Source organism: Psychrobacter sp. CX5, assembly GCF_057621535.2.
Genome location: NZ_CM177735.1, coordinates 1,796,140 through 1,811,612, shown reverse-complemented (window position 1 = coordinate 1,811,612; position 15,473 = coordinate 1,796,140). Strand labels below are relative to the sequence as shown.

General features: G+C 41.0%; 11 protein-coding genes and 5 tRNA genes. All 16 read right to left on the bottom strand.

Annotated features, from left to right (window positions below; all coding sequences use genetic code 11):
* Positions 1–69 precede the first annotated feature (69 nt).
* The gene (gene rpoB, locus AC21OG_RS07065; protein WP_487378313.1) at positions 70–4,188 is read right to left on the bottom strand and encodes a DNA-directed RNA polymerase subunit beta; all 4,119 of its coding nucleotides are present in this window, start codon (positions 4,186–4,188) and stop codon (positions 70–72) included.
* 655 nt (positions 4,189–4,843) lie between these two features.
* Positions 4,844–5,221 carry a 50S ribosomal protein L7/L12 gene (gene rplL / locus AC21OG_RS07060; RefSeq protein ID WP_486547530.1) on the bottom strand — a complete coding sequence of 126 codons (378 nt, stop codon included), beginning with the start codon at positions 5,219–5,221 and terminating at the stop codon, positions 4,844–4,846.
* Between the two features lie 113 nt (positions 5,222–5,334).
* Entirely contained in the window at positions 5,335–5,862 is a 528-nt protein-coding gene (gene rplJ, locus AC21OG_RS07055) for a 50S ribosomal protein L10 (protein WP_486547531.1), read from the bottom strand.
* Between the two features lie 494 nt (positions 5,863–6,356).
* Positions 6,357–7,058: a 50S ribosomal protein L1 gene (gene rplA / locus AC21OG_RS07050; RefSeq protein WP_486547532.1), complete on the bottom strand. Its 702-nt coding sequence runs from the start codon at positions 7,056–7,058 to the stop codon at positions 6,357–6,359.
* Positions 7,059–7,490, bottom strand: a complete 432-nt coding sequence (gene rplK / locus AC21OG_RS07045; protein ID WP_486547533.1) for a 50S ribosomal protein L11 — start codon at positions 7,488–7,490, stop codon at positions 7,059–7,061.
* Between the two features lie 133 nt (positions 7,491–7,623).
* On the bottom strand, positions 7,624–8,154 hold the full coding sequence (nusG, locus tag AC21OG_RS07040) for a transcription termination/antitermination protein NusG (RefSeq protein WP_486547534.1): 531 nt from the start codon (positions 8,152–8,154) through the stop codon (positions 7,624–7,626).
* A 121-nt stretch (positions 8,155–8,275) separates the two neighbouring features.
* Positions 8,276–8,755 carry a preprotein translocase subunit SecE gene (secE, locus tag AC21OG_RS07035; protein ID WP_487378312.1) on the bottom strand — a complete coding sequence of 160 codons (480 nt, stop codon included), beginning with the start codon at positions 8,753–8,755 and terminating at the stop codon, positions 8,276–8,278.
* Positions 8,756–8,852: 97 nt separating this feature from the next.
* Positions 8,853–8,928, bottom strand: a tRNA-Trp gene (locus AC21OG_RS07030).
* 296 nt (positions 8,929–9,224) lie between these two features.
* A complete protein-coding gene (tuf, locus tag AC21OG_RS07025; protein ID WP_486546896.1) occupies positions 9,225–10,415 on the bottom strand; it encodes an elongation factor Tu in 1,191 nt (396 codons plus the stop codon).
* 435 nt (positions 10,416–10,850) lie between these two features.
* Positions 10,851–10,925: transfer RNA gene (locus tag AC21OG_RS07020), tRNA-Thr, on the bottom strand.
* Between the two features lie 32 nt (positions 10,926–10,957).
* A tRNA-Gly gene (locus tag AC21OG_RS07015) sits at positions 10,958–11,031 on the bottom strand.
* Between the two features lie 117 nt (positions 11,032–11,148).
* Positions 11,149–11,232 (bottom strand) — tRNA-Tyr (locus AC21OG_RS07010).
* 96 nt (positions 11,233–11,328) lie between these two features.
* Positions 11,329–11,404: transfer RNA gene (locus tag AC21OG_RS07005), tRNA-Thr, on the bottom strand.
* A gap of 102 nt (positions 11,405–11,506) precedes the next feature.
* Positions 11,507–12,454, bottom strand: coding sequence for an FHA domain-containing protein (locus AC21OG_RS07000; protein ID WP_487377945.1), 948 nt, complete (start codon positions 12,452–12,454; stop codon positions 11,507–11,509).
* 465 nt (positions 12,455–12,919) lie between these two features.
* A complete protein-coding gene (locus AC21OG_RS06995; protein WP_487377946.1) occupies positions 12,920–14,515 on the bottom strand; it encodes a peptide chain release factor 3 in 1,596 nt (531 codons plus the stop codon).
* A gap of 432 nt (positions 14,516–14,947) precedes the next feature.
* On the bottom strand, positions 14,948–15,133 hold the full coding sequence (locus tag AC21OG_RS06990) for a hypothetical protein (protein WP_487377947.1): 186 nt from the start codon (positions 15,131–15,133) through the stop codon (positions 14,948–14,950).
* Positions 15,134–15,473: the final 340 nt, after the last annotated feature.

Below are 15,473 nucleotides of genomic sequence, written 5' to 3'. Positions count from 1 at the left end.
AATAGGGTTTAAACTAAGATCTTGTGCTTAAACCTACCCTGACACTACGTATCTTATCTACCATTTAGGCTAGTTACTCTCTTTTAGCTCAATATTAATACCCAGAGATTTAATCTCTTTGGTCAGTACATTAAATGACTCAGGCATACCTGGATCCATGTACTGTTCGCCGTCAACAATGTTTTTATACATACGCGTACGACCTTCAACATCATCTGACTTAACTGTCAGCATTTCTTGTAGCGTATACGTCGCACCATAAGCTTCCAGTGCCCATACTTCCATCTCACCGAAGCGCTGTCCACCGAACTGTGCTTTACCGCCTAAAGGCTGCTGGGTAACGAGTGAGTATGACCCTGTTGAGCGCGCATGCATTTTGTCATCAACCAAGTGGTTCAATTTCAGCATATACATATAGCCTACCGTCACAGGTCGATCAAATTTAACCCCAGTACGGCCATCATATAAGGTTTGCTGACCTGATTTTTGATAGCCTGCAAGCTCTAGTAACTCGTCGATTTGAACCTCACGTGCACCATCAAATACCGCAGTACCCATCGGTACACCATCACGTAAATTTTGTGCCAGTGCCATGATGTCATCATCGCTTAAGCTTTCAAGATCAACTTGCTCGCCGCCCACTTTGTTATAGATCTTATCTAAGAACTCACGTAGTTCAGTGACAGCCGCCTGTGCTTTTAGCATACCATTAATCTTATCACCCAAGCCTTTAGCCGCCATCCCTAGATGCGTCTCTAGAATCTGACCGATGTTCATACGTGAAGGAACACCTAATGGGTTCAATACGATATCAACTGGGTTACCGTTTTCATCATAAGGCATGTCTTCGACTGGCATAATACGTGACACGACCCCTTTGTTACCATGACGACCGGCCATCTTATCACCCGGTTGTATACGGCGTTTTACAGCTAAATAAACCTTAACAATTTTTTGTACGCCATGTTGCAGATCATCACCCGCCGTTAGCTTGCGTTTTTTATCAGCAAACTTAGTATCAATGTCTTTTTGCTTCTCAACCAAGTACTCTTGAATTTGCGTCATGCGCTCAGCGATGTCTTCTTCAACAGGCTGAATATCAAGCAAGGTTTCAAGTGACATTTCTAATAGTTCAGTCTCAGTTAAAACACTACCTGATTTAAGTCCTGCACCACCACTAATGGCTTGACCATCAAGTAAATGACTAATACGGCTACGAGCGGCTTCTTCAAAAATACGCAGCTCTTCTTTTAAATCTTTACGATAGTTATCAAGCTGTGACTTCTCAATTGCTTTCGCACGCTCATCTTTATCTACGCCATCACGGGTAAATACTTGTACATCGATGACCGTTCCTTTGGTAGAAGTAGGCACCCGTAAAGAAGTATCTTTAACGTCTGCCGCTTTCTCACCAAAGATGGCTCTGAGTAGTTTTTCTTCTGGCGTTAATTGTGTCTCACCTTTAGGTGTCACTTTACCGACTAGGATATCGCCTGCATCTACTTCAGCACCGATATAGACAATACCAGATTCATCAAGGCTTGATAGCGCTGCTTCACCAACGTTTGGAATATCTGCAGTGATCTCTTCAGTACCAAGTTTCGTATCACGCGCCACACAGGTTAATTCTTGAATATGAATGGTTGTGAAACGGTCTTCTTTTACAACACGCTCAGATAATAAAATTGAATCCTCAAAGTTATAACCGTTCCATGGCATGAATGCCACACGCATGTTCTGGCCTAGAGCCAATTCGCCCAAGTCAGTTGATGGGCCGTCCGCCAAGATATCTCCGCTAGCAATTTTATCGCCTTGGTTGACGATAATACGCTGGTTAATACAAGTGTTCTGGTTAGAACGGGTGTACTTAATCAAATTATAAATATCGATACCCGCTTCACCGGCACCCATTTCATCTTCATTGACTCGTACTACGATACGAGACGCGTCCACGTCTTCGATAACACCACCACGTTTGGCGATCACACACACCCCAGAATCACGAGCAACATGGCGCTCCATACCCGTACCGACTAATGGCTTATCCGCACGCAAGGTCGGAACCGCCTGACGTTGCATGTTAGAACCCATCAAGGCACGGTTAGCATCGTCATGCTCTAAGAATGGAATCAAACTTGCAGCGACAGACACAACCTGACTTGGCGAGACGTCCATATGCGTTACTTTTTCGCTTGGCATACGTACTGATTCACCGCCACTACGCACCATAACCATTTCTTCAGCTAGCGCACCGTTTTCATCTAACTCTGAGTCAGCCTGAGCGATAACGGTACCGGCCTCCTCAATAGCTGACAGATATTCGATATCATCGGTAACTTTACCATCAACAACTTTACGGTATGGGGTTTCAAGGAAGCCGAATTCATTAGTCTTAGCAAATGTCGCTAATGAGTTAATCAAACCAATGTTTGGACCTTCAGGTGTCTCAATAGGACAAACACGACCATAGTGAGTGTTATGAACGTCACGGACTTCAAAGCCTGCACGCTCACGAGTCAAACCGCCTGGACCTAAGGCTGAAATACGACGTTTATGAGTAATCTCAGACAATGGATTGTTCTGATCCATAAACTGTGACAACTGACTTGAGCCGAAGAATTCTTTAACCGCAGCGGCAACAGGCTTAGAGTTAATCAAATCTTGTGGCGATAGATTGTCTGATTCAGCAGAGCTCAAGCGTTCTTTAACCGCACGCTCAACACGAACCAGACCGACACGGAACTGGTTTTCCGCCATCTCGCCAACTGAACGAATACGACGGTTACCTAAGTGATCAATATCATCCACTTCACCAAGACCATTACGGATATTGATAAGCTCTTTTAGGACATCAATAATATCTTGTTTGGTTAATACACTTTGTTCACGTTTGATCTCAGGATCATCCGTATTTTCAAAGGTGCGACCAAGACGTCGGTTAAATTTCATACGACCGACATTCGATAAGTCATAACGATCTGGGTTAAAGAACATGCTCTCAAATAATTTTTCAGCCGTGTCAACCGTTGGTGGCTCACCTGGACGCATAACTTTATAAATTTCGATCAGGGCTTCTTCACGGCTACCTGTGCTATCGGCACGTAAGGTATCTGCAATGTAAGTACCATGATCAATATCATTGGTAAATAAAATCTTAAACTCTTTGATCGACTCACTCGCCTCAAACGCACTTAGCTTAACCAATAACTCATGATCAATAAGCGTATTTGCACGGGCAACCACTTCATCATTAACAACAATATCTTCAGCTAATATGCGCTCATAAAGATATTCATCAGGTACCGCAAGTTTCTTCATACCTGATTGTTCGATTTGACGAATTCGACGAGCATTGATGCGCTTACCTTGCTCAACCAATACCTCACCGTCTGGTGATACGATATCAAACTGAGCCATCTCGCCACGCAGGCGATCAGGGACTAGATCAATTTCGAATTGCTCTTCGCCTTTATATACCGTCACTTTTTCGAAGAAAGTCTCAAGTATTTCACTTGTTTCCATACCGAGTGCACGAAGAATGATCGTACCAAGCAGTTTACGACGACGGTCGATACGAGCAAAAACTAAATCTTTGGCATCAAATTCAAAGTCTAACCAAGAACCACGGTAAGGAATGATACGCGCGTTATAAAGGACCTTACCACTTGAGTGAGATTTACCTTTATCATGGTCAAAGAATACACCAGGCGATCGGTGTAACTGAGAAACAATAACACGCTCAGTACCATTAATAATAAAAGTACCGTTATTAGTCATTAATGGGATTTCACCCATGTAAACATTTTGCTCACGAATATCTTTAATAGCCGCTTTACTATTTTTATCTTTGCTATCTTTGTCTTTAATAACTAAGCGAATTTTTACGCGTAAGGGTGCTGCAAACGTTGAACCACGAGAAATACACTCGCGTTCATCGAACTCTGGTGCACCTAAATAGTACTCAACAAATTGAAGTTCAGCGTTGTTTGAATTACTTTCGATTGGGAAAATAGATGAAAATGCAGCTTGAAGGCCAGTATTCTCACGAGCTTTAGGCTTTTTATTTTCCTGCAAAAATTGCTCATAGGAATCCACTTGAATTGCCAACAGATAGGGAATATCCATTACATGTGGCAACTCGGCAAAACTTTTGCGAATACGTTTTTTTTCAGTATAGGAATATGCCATCGAGAGTCCTTACAGTAGACAGTAAAATAAAAATGATTCGTTCTAAAATTAAATAACAGTCATTGACTTTATGACTTCAATTTTAAAAAAGAATCATCAGATTGAAACAGTGAGAATGACCTTTGATAAATGCTTGTTAAACATACCTATCATACGTTCTTGACTCAATATTATTTTGACTGAATATTAGAGTCTCAACGCTGCCAAACCCATCATAAACGTTAATAGCTAATGGTTATAAAAGTGATATTAAATTAAATGTTATATTACAAAAAAAGCTGTTGAATTAGGTTAAAAAAGTACCAAATGACAGATGCAAAAAAACCCCAAGTACGGGCGTACCTAGGTTAAATAAAAAGGATAGAAGCTAACGATGTTTTAAACATGCAAATTGTCTGTCCCTTGGTCTGTATTAATCGCTAAACGTTCGTTGAGCTGATGTTGGTAAGATATTAACGTGACGCTTGCCAACCATTTAGGCTAATACAAAAGGTCAAGTGCGGAATTATACAATACGTTGGACCAAATATCAAGTCAAAAACGCTACCATTAAAAAAGCCAACAATGAACTTACCATTGTTGGCTTTTTAGCATTATAAGACAGCTATCAAAACAACTGCTTATAAAACCTATCAAGTATTAGATATAAAATCTATTACTTAAGTTCTACAGTAGCACCAGCTTCTTCAAGCTTTTTCTTAAGCTCTTCTGCTTCAGCTTTGTTAGCGCCTTCTTTAATTGGAGCTGGAGCGCCTTCAACGAGATCTTTAGCTTCTTTCAGACCAAGACCAGTCGCTTCACGAACGGCTTTAATAACAGCAACTTTCTTCTCGCCGAAGCTTGCTAAGATAACGTCAAACTCGTCTTTTTCTTCAGCAGCAGCAGCGCCACCAGCAGCGGCAGCAGGTGCAGCAGCAACAGCGGCAGCAGCAGTTACGCCGAATTTTTCTTCCATTTCGCTGATTAGTTCAACGATGTCCATTACTGACATTTCAGCGATTGCGTTTAACACATCTTCTCTAGATAGTGCCATGGGATTTCTCCATTTTCTGATAAATTTAAAATGATTAGTTAAGGTCAATACTGTCAAACTTTAAGCAACTAAGCGCATATTCAACCGTATCAACCGAAAACAGCTTAGTGTGATTAAGCAGCTTCTTTCGCGTCTTTTACTGCTGCAACTACCCGTACAAATTTGCTTGGAACTTCGTTTAAAGTTTGAGCAAGCTTTGTTACAGGTGCTTTCATTGTTGCCATCAAGATAGATAGTGCTTCGTCTCGTGTTGGAAGCTTAGCTACGCGCTCTAGTTCCTCAGGACCAAACAACTCACCACCAACTGAAACAAGCTTTGGTTCTAAAGCTTTATGTTCTTTACTGAACTCAAAAATAACTCGAGCAGCTGAACCTAAATCTTCAGTAGAAAAAGCAAGTAACAATGGACCGACCATCTTATCTGACATGCACTCAAAGTTAGTACCTTCAAAAGCACGCTTAGCTAGCGTGTTTTTAACGACTTTAAGTACAACACCTTTCTCACGGGCTTGGTTACGTAACGCAGTTAACTGTGCTACTTCAAGACCATGATAATCAGCAGCAACTGCTGAATAAGCATTTGCAGCAACTTCAGACACTTCAGCCACAACTTTTTGTTTCTGTTCTAGCGTTAATGCCATGAGTTGACTCCTTGATCTCATCAGCATTACCTAAGTAATGCTGAATTGACGTTTCTATTACTAAAGAGACAAATAAGATTTAAAATAATCGAATCAAACTGTCTACTTTAATAACGCTGAATACGGCACCTTTATCAGAATGAAGAGAAATTAAAAAGTACATAATTTCTAATATCAAACTTTATTGGTCACCGTCTGCGTAGGCCAACATCGAGGTTAAAACACATCTATTAAAAGGGATGATTAACATCGACATCAATTAACAGTACTGAGGGTCTAACACTACCCACAAGGCGTAGTATATAGACTTAGCACCTACCTACGGTCTTAGACAGCATAGCTTTGGCTAAGCTGACCTAATTTTTTAAAATTTTAAACCGAATAATATCTACAAAATAATTTGTGACGCTAGCGGCTGCTTTAACTAATTATTAAATGAGTCGCTTAGCATAATTATTTATCATAAATTACTTAGCTTAATTACTTATAAAAAGCTACTTAGCAACACGGTAAGGTATTGGATCTAATGTGATACCAGGACCCATAGTGGTTGATAGCGTAATTTTTTTGATATAAATACCTTTAGAGGTAGCAGGCTTTGCGCGTTTGATATCGCCTAGTAACGCATTTACGTTTTGTTCGAGCTGATCCACTGTGAAACCAACCTGTCCAATCGTTGTATGAATAATACCCGCTTTATCAACACGGTAAGTCGCCTGACCCGCTTTAGCATTTGCAACAGCTTCAGCGACATTGGGGGTAACCGTACCTACTTTAGGGTTAGGCATTAAACCACGTGGACCTAGAATAGTACCTAACTGACCCACGACACGCATCGCATCAGGTGCAGCGATAACGACATCAAAGTCTAGGTTGCCAGCTTTTACTTGTTCAGCTAGATCATCCATACCGACGACATCAGCACCCGCTTCTTTAGCAGCATCAGCAGCAGCGCCTTGGGCGAATACAGCGACACGCTTAGTTTTACCAGTACCCGCAGGTAAGTTAGTCGCACCGCGAACTACTTGATCAGATTTACGGGGATCGACACCAAGATTGATAGCGATATCAACAGACTCTTTAAACTTTAGAGGAGGAAGATCGTTAATAATATTGACAGCTTCTTCTAGAGTGTATAGTTTTTCATTTTCTACACGCTCAGCAATCAACTTTTGACGTTTAGTAAGTTTACTCATTTACACACCCTCCACTTCGATACCCATTGAACGCGCAGTACCAGCGATGGTACGTACAGCAGCATCCATATCGGCAGCAGTTAAATCAGCTTGTTTGGTTTGAACGATTTCTTCAAGCTGTGCACGAGTAACTTTACCTACTTTAGTCACATTAGGTACACCAGAACCTTTTGCAATACCAGCTGCTTTACGCAGTAAGAATGCAGCAGGCGGTGACTTCATGATAAATGTAAATGATTTATCAGCATATACTGTGATTTCAGTAGGAATAGGCAGACCTGGTTCCATGCTAGCAGTCGCTGCATTGAACTCTTTACAGAATGCCATAATGTTCACACCTTTTTGACCCAATGCAGGACCAATTGGTGGTGAAGGGTTTGCTTTGCCAGCAGGCACTTGCAGTTTGATGTAGCCATCAATCTTTTTAGCCATGAGTTTTCTCCTTTACGGGTAATAGCGCTTGTTGCTAGTTGTTTATAACCTTCTTAGCGTTGCCAATCTAACGGCATGCCTTGAACAGTTACTGAAAACAACCCGCCGTCTGCTCCCCGGGGGTAGTCAATATTTAGCTTAGTTTTTCAACTTTGCTAAACTCTAGTTCGACCTGAGTCGGTCTGTTAAACACATTAACGGTTAACTGTAATTTTGATTTTTCGTAATCAACTTTTTCAACCAGTCCTTTAAAGTCGGTAAAGGGTCCATCAATAACCAGAACTTCTTCACCGGGCTCAAATAATGTTTTAGGACGTGGTGCTTCTTCAGTTTGTTTTAAACGGTTTAATATACGGTCTGCTTCGACTTGGGTAATGGGTGCTGGATTTTCAGGAGTACCACCAATAAATCCAGTAATACGTGGACAATCATTCACGATATGCCAAGTATCATCATTCATTTCCATTTCAATTAATACATATCCTGGAAAGAACTTACGCTCACTCTTGCGTTTTTTGCCGTCTTTCATTTCAACGACTTCTTCGGTAGGGACTAATACTTCACCGAATTTATCTGCGAAGTCGCTGCGATTGATACGATCCGTCAAGTAGCGTTGGACTTGCTTTTCATATCCTGAAAATGCTTGCACGATATACCAGCGCATATATTTCTCCATGACGTCAATCAAACGATTACTAAAAAAAATACTGATTAAAAAAACAGGCTGTTATGCTTATCTATTAATATAAGCACAGCCCGAATAATTTAAACTTATACTGATAGACTTAACCGATAAATATACCGACTAGTCTATTAAATAAATTATCTAATAGCCATACAATAACGGCCACAATACCGATGACTAATAATGTTTGCCATGTATACTGAATGGTTTCGTTTTTGCTTGGCCAGGTTACTCTTCGTAGCTCAATACTGGCATCTTTTAGCAATATCTTAAAGCTACGACCTTGATTGGTTAATGCCAAACAAATTATAGCGAAAACCACCAATGAAGCAATTATTCCAATGCGTACCCAGATATCATTAGCAGGCTGCCAAATACCCGGTAATTTATAATTTACTAAAGTGGCACTTATTAAAGCAACAAAAGCTAAAAACCATAACACAATATCTTTTGGTGATCGAGTTTTAGCAACTTCCACAGCACTTTTACTTTTACTAGGAATAACTTTACCCAGCGTTTTATGAGCGCTCTGCTTCGCGTCAGATAACGTGTTATCTTGGTTATCTTGTTGATTGCTCATAATTGAATTGCCTTACGACTTAGACGATAGTATTAAAACCGCCTATCTGTATGGTAAAAGAAGAGTGCTTTCTAGTAAGCTTAGACAGTTAATTAAGTGGCAGGCGATGAGGGACTCGAACCCCCAACCCTCGGTTTTGGAAACCGATGCTCTACCAATTGAGCCAATCGCCTTTAGTTAAGGTTGACTATTATACAATCTTTTTTTGGGAATGCAAGCGTTGTTATTGATGTAAATAGGGATTATTAAAGACATACCCTGTATCTCGCTTTCAAACACTTGTTATCCAAATAGAAGTGGTTGTATAAGACGTTACAGGAAACTTTTTTATCCTAAATACATAATGAAAAGCTTTTCTATATAAAACTCAAACTAAAAGCCCCTCTCAAATGAGAGGGGCTTTCTTAGTATTGATTAGCAAGGTATTGCTTAGCGAGTTATTAACAAATAACTCGTTTTATAACAACAATTAGTCTTTAACTGTTGCAACAACACCAGCGCCTACCGTACGGCCACCTTCACGAATCGCAAAACGTAAGCCTTTGTCCATAGCGATTGGGTGGATTAGCTCTACGCTCATCTCAACGTTATCACCTGGCATAACCATTTCTGTACCGTCTTGTAAGGTGATTGCACCTGTGACGTCAGTGGTACGGAAGTAGAACTGTGGACGATAGCCGTTTAGGAATGGCGTGTGACGACCACCTTCTTCTTTTGATAGTACGTATACTTCGGCGTCAAACTTGGTATGCGGTGTGATTGAACCAGGTGCAGCAAGTACTTGACCACGTTGTACGTCTTCACGTTTTGTACCACGTAATAGTACACCACAGTTCTCACCAGCACGACCTTCGTCTAGTAGCTTACGGAACATCTCAATACCGGTACAGGTGGTTTTTTGAGTGTCACGGATACCAACGATTTCAATCTCGTCACCTACTTTGATGATACCTGATTCTACACGACCAGTTACTACGGTACCACGACCTGAGATTGAGAATACGTCTTCGATAGGCATTAGGAATGGCTTATCAACGTCACGCTCAGGCTCTGGGATGTAGGTGTCTAGGGTTTCAAGGAGTTCAATTACTGCAGGCTCACCATATTTGCCATCGTTACCGTTTAGGGCTTCTAAAGCAGAACCTTTGATGATTGGGGTGTCATCGCCTGGGAAGTCGTAGTCTGATAGTAATTCACGTACTTCCATTTCGACTAGTTCTAGTAGCTCTTCGTCATCTACCATGTCACATTTGTTCATGAATACGATGATGTATGGTACGCCTACCTGACGTGATAACAAGATGTGCTCACGTGTTTGTGGCATTGGGCCGTCAGTTGCTGATACAACTAGGATAGCGCCGTCCATCTGTGCAGCACCGGTGATCATGTTTTTAACATAGTCAGCGTGACCTGGGCAGTCTACGTGTGCGTAGTGACGAGCTTCTGTGTCATATTCGATGTGTGAGGTGTTGATGGTGATACCACGTGCTTTTTCTTCTGGTGCTGAGTCAATAGACGCGTAGTCTTTGGCTTCGCCGCCTGACGTTTTTGCTGCTACGGTTGCGATAGCGGCAGTTAGGGTGGTTTTACCGTGGTCAACGTGACCGATTGTTCCGACGTTGACGTGTGGCTTGTTTCTTTCAAACTTGGCCTTTGCCATGAGTGTATCCTCTTAAGTTTTGTTAAGTTACAGGTTATTTTAGGGTTATCATTAAGTTTTATTCATACTTACAATAAGAACTTGCACAATAAAAAAGTACTCGATAAGTAGTGCTTGCAAGTTATAACAGGTGATAATGTCTTATTATAAAACTTTATTGAGATTATTATTTAGTCATTTACAACACTAAAAGGCAACACTAAGTGCTGCCTATCAAATAATTATCTAACTGCGTAATCTAATTGGTGCAAGGTCATTGGTTGCCCTTGTAAATACTTAAACCTATTTAAAAGCTTCTCTAGACCAAGCTTTAACAGTTACGATGCTATGCTTGCTTAGCTAATTATTGCTCTTAAATCTATAATGGGTATTCAGTGTGAACCTTGTTAGTCAAATTGACTATTCTTATGCTTATATTATTAGTTATATAAATAGTGGAGCTCATATCGAGAATTGAACTCGAGACCTCTCCCTTACCAAGGGAGTGCTCTACCGCTGAGCTATATGAGCATTACGAGCTATTTAATGATTAAATTATATATTGGAGCGGGTGGCGGGAATCGAACCCGCGCCATCAGCTTGGAAGGCTGAGGTTCTACCATTAAACCACACCCGCAATGTCACAGCTATTTTAGCTACACTATCAATAGGTACTGGCAGTGCATGCTGTTATTGGTAGATTGTTACTGAACAATGTGTTGCTTGAACAAGTTTTGAAAATACAACTAGAAAATGGTGGTGGGGGAAGGATTCGAACCTTCGAAGCTTTCGCGACAGATTTACAGTCTGTTGGGTTTGACCGCTCCCCAACCCCACCTAAGGCGTAAAACTAATATAGACAATAGTTTTACTGATTTGCGACTAAGCAAATCTGTTTAAAGCATGATAGCTTAAAACATAATACTCTGAAGAATGGTGCCGACTGCCGGGATCGAACTGGCGACCTACTGATTACAAGTCAGTTGCTCTACCAACTGAGCTAAGTCGGCTTGTTCCTTCAAAGTGGGGAGTATTCTAGCAAATATTTTATAAAACACAACCCCTAAAACTACTTTTTTTTAAAATAATTCAATATTTTTGAATATTAGTGCTTACATACCTCCGTTATAAAGCCATAATGCGATGGCTAAAGCCACTAAAATCAAGATTAACCACAAAAATCCCTTTCCTTTTCCAGCATTTACATTTTTTGCAGGCTGTTGCGTATTTGTTATGTGAGCAACTTTATGATCTTTTTGCTCCCCGACTGTATTAAAAGACTGGGTTGGTTTTTCAGTCGCTTGACGCTCTTTAACAGGTTTGGAGTTAACAGGTTTTGAGGAATCCGTTGATACTTCCTGCACATCTTCGCGAATATTTGTGGTGGCAGATAATTGAGATGCTGCGGCTTGCTTGGCTTTATGAACTTCTGGATCAGCCTCAGCAGCAAGCTCTTCAAAGTGCTCAGTGCTATCGGTATGTAGATGATTTTTCTTCGGGTTGCCGTATGCTATCGGCTCTTCTAATTCCGCTTCAAGCTTCTCTTCAAGCTCAGCGTTACTCATGTCCTCTAGCCCAACTTTATCGACTGCTTCTTGGTTTTCTTTTGCGTGCTTCCGCGCATCAGCAGTTTCTAATGAGTCAGGCTTATCAGCGAAGTTAGATTTAGGATCGGTATCGACAGGTTGTGATGACCCTAACCCAGACTGTACTACTTCGGTTTGACCCACTTGAAAGCTAAATGCAGCAAAAGTGACTACGTCATTTAATTTTAATGTCGTTGCTTGATTCGGTACAAGCTTCACATCATTGACCAAGGTTCCATTAGATGAGCCTAGATCTTGAATGAGAAGATCGTTATCACGCACACTTAATTGAGCATGTTGACGAGACACCTGTTTGCTACCTAGCACCACGTCATTGTCTTTACCACGCCCCACACTTAGTTTATCTTCAATGGTGAGCTTCAGATCACCTAAGGCCTCAGTTAAGGCGGTTAGCTGCCATTGTCTATTGTCACTGTGGTTGTGATTGTCACTGTTATTTTCTGGTATAGTCATTAAAGACCTCCCTATCAATGTGTTCATTTAATATGTAAATTAATACTAGATGTTACCTGTTTTTTTATATCTTACAACATTCTGATAGACTTCACTTACTGTCTTTTCAAGATTTGTACTTAAAATCATCGGCTAAGTCGTGATTATGTCGTGGTCATATTGTTTTCAAGTGATGGAAAAAGAGGATGGTCTTAGAGTTTCAATAAATAGACCCTATTTAGATAGGGCGTGTTGATAATCACCTTTATCACCATAATCTCTCGTTTAATGACGTCTTTAATTAAACGTGGCACGCTTATCTGGAGCTAGACCCAATTTCTAACCTCTCTAATATACAAGCGCGCATGATTGACAAGACACTGCTTAAAAAAACGCCCTTACTTTCAACAGGTAAAGGCGTTTAATAGTAATGCTAAAGGCGATTAGATACACCCAGTGTAATGATAACTAAGACTTAATACACGATTAATGCTCGCGAGTACTGCTAAAGGTAATCTCTGGATAGCGGTCTTGCATCAATTGTAAATTAACGCGACTGGGCGCAAGATAGGTCAGATGACCACCACCATCTAGCGACAATTGATCGTGTGCTTTTTTCTTAAACTTCGCCAGTACGGCTTCATCATCACAGTGGATCCAGCGGACGGTAGCAATCGACACAGGCTCAAAGGTACACTGAACTTTGTACTCTTCTTTTAAGCGATGTGCGACTACTTCAAACTGAAGAACACCGACTGCTCCTAGTATCAAATCGTTATTAATCTGTGGCATAAATACTTGAGTGGCGCCCTCTTCTGAGAGCTGTTGCAGACCTTTTTGTAAGGCTTTAGATTTTAACGGATCTTTTAGGACCACACGGCGAAATAACTCAGGCGCAAAGTGAGGAATACCGGTGAAATTCAATTCTTCACCTTCTGTAAAGCTGTCACCAATACTGATCGTGCCATGATTATGCAGACCAATAATATCACCTGGATAAGCCTCTTCTAGAGCCTCGCGATCGCCTGCTAAGAAGGTCAGTGCGTCTGAGATGCGTACCTCTTTACCCAAGCGGACATGATTCATCTTCATACCCTTCTCATACTTACCTGAGCACACCCGCAAGAAGGCTATACGGTCACGATGACGTGGGTCCATATTGGCCTGAATTTTAAACACAAATCCACTAAAGATCGGCTCGTCAGCATCAACCACACGCTCATTGGCCGGATGACTTTTGGGTGGCGGTGCGTACTCAATAAGCGTATCCAGTACCATATTCACCCCAAAGTTACCCAAAGCCGTACCAAATAATACAGGGGTCATATCGCCCTTTAAAAACGCCTCAACATCGAAGTCTTCAAGTGCCATTTGCACCAGCTCTAATGACTCTTCAAAGGCAGCAAACGCAAGATCCCCTAGTCGCTCACGAATATCGGGGTAATCATAGCCATCACGAGTCTCAATCTCGGTAATTTCACCACCATGACCCTTTTTATAGAGATAAGTCTTATCTTCAGTTAAGTGATATACGCCAACGAAGTCTTGCCCCATACCGATGGGCCAAGTCACAGGCACACATTTGATTTTTAACACCGTTTCAATTTCATCTAACAACTCAAGCGGGTCTCGTACCTGACGATCTAGTTTATTCACAAATGAGATGATCGGTGTATCGCGCATTCGGCACACCTCCATCAGCTTGATAGTCCGTTCCTCGACACCTTTCGCCCCATCGACCATCATTAACGCGCTATCCACCGCTGTTAGCGTACGGTAAGTGTCCTCACTAAAGTCAGCGTGACCTGGGGTATCGAGCAGGTTTACGATATGATCTTTATAGGGAAACTGCATCACTGATGTGGTGATCGAAATCCCCCGCTCCTGCTCCATGCTCATCCAATCAGAGGTGGCATGACGGTCTGATTTTCGGCCTTTGATTTCGCCCGTCACCTGAATGGCTTTACCCCATAACAATAATTTTTCAGTCATGGTGGTTTTACCCGCATCGGGGTGAGAAATAATAGCAAAAGTACGACGCTGGGTAACTTCTTTGGCTAATGTCTTTGGATCTACGCTCATAATAGGGTTTCAGCTTACAATATTGTGATATTAATAGTGATGAGAAATTATTGAGCGTATTGTAGCGGATTTTAGGGAATGATGCAGATAGAATAGTCAAAAACGCTTTAGCAATTAACCAAGGCCTTAAACAATCGTTAATCCATAAGAATATCAATAGTATATGAAGCTATTCCTGCTATTCGCTTGTAGTTGGTTGCCTGTGGGGCACAGCACTTAAACACAAGCGTGTTCCATTATTCAAGCGACCACTCTTGTGTAAAGTGCTGTATGCCCCACAACCCACCAAGCTACCGCTTCTATCAGGGCTAGCGGTCACATCGTATTCTTACAAATATTTGTTGTGGTTAAGAACCGTGAGTTACGGATAGGTTATAGGTAGGACTACCTCCCCCAAGAAACATCAATAAGCAATGAAGTTATTTTAAAAAACTATTTCAATCTATCCAGATTTTTATTTATATCTTGTAATATTGCTTGTTTTCGTTTTTCTTCTGCTTGTTTTCGTTTTTCTTCTGCTTGTTTTCGTTTTTCTTCTGCTTGTTTTAGTTTTTCTTCTGCTTGTTTTAATTTTTCTTCTGCTATTTCATTATCTAGCTTCTCAATTTCATTTTGCATATGAGTATCAAGTCATGCAGAAAGCTTAGCCAATCCATCTTGTCCATCTTTATTAATGGCATCAAGAGTGTTAACTTTCAAAAACTTATCCATAAAAGCTTTTCATACCCTATTAGTCCTACCCTCTAGTTCACCCGTGATAGCTCAAGCTAACATATTGACTACTTTTTTGTAGGTAGTTAACTCAGGGTATCCAGCAAACATATTAGTATATGATTCTTTTATCATAGCTTCAGCTAGTTCAGGATAGTTTTCATAAAAATACATAAATCCTAACTCATCTGTTCATACATCTATCAAATCTCTTAGCTCCTGTATTCTTTCTGGAGAGCCTGCAGCA

Bases quoted from the DNA above. Each gene is read 5' to 3' on its own strand.
- rpoB (WP_487378313.1), bottom strand. From the start codon at position 4,188: ATGGCATATTCCTATACTGAAAAAAAACGTATTCGCAAAAGTTTTGCC.
- rplL (WP_486547530.1), bottom strand. From the start codon at position 5,221: ATGGCACTATCTAGAGAAGATGTGTTAAACGCAATCGCTGAAATGTCA.
- rplJ (WP_486547531.1), bottom strand. From the start codon at position 5,862: ATGGCATTAACGCTAGAACAGAAACAAAAAGTTGTGGCTGAAGTGTCT.
- rplA (WP_486547532.1), bottom strand. From the start codon at position 7,058: ATGAGTAAACTTACTAAACGTCAAAAGTTGATTGCTGAGCGTGTAGAA.
- rplK (WP_486547533.1), bottom strand. From the start codon at position 7,490: ATGGCTAAAAAGATTGATGGCTACATCAAACTGCAAGTGCCTGCTGGC.
- nusG (WP_486547534.1), bottom strand. From the start codon at position 8,154: ATGCGCTGGTATATCGTGCAAGCATTTTCAGGATATGAAAAGCAAGTC.
- secE (WP_487378312.1), bottom strand. From the start codon at position 8,755: ATGAGCAATCAACAAGATAACCAAGATAACACGTTATCTGACGCGAAG.
- tuf (WP_486546896.1), bottom strand. From the start codon at position 10,415: ATGGCAAAGGCCAAGTTTGAAAGAAACAAGCCACACGTCAACGTCGGA.
- AC21OG_RS07000 (WP_487377945.1), bottom strand. From the start codon at position 12,454: ATGACTATACCAGAAAATAACAGTGACAATCACAACCACAGTGACAAT.
- AC21OG_RS06995 (WP_487377946.1), bottom strand. From the start codon at position 14,515: ATGAGCGTAGATCCAAAGACATTAGCCAAAGAAGTTACCCAGCGTCGT.
- AC21OG_RS06990 (WP_487377947.1), bottom strand. From the start codon at position 15,133: ATGCAAAATGAAATTGAGAAGCTAGATAATGAAATAGCAGAAGAAAAA.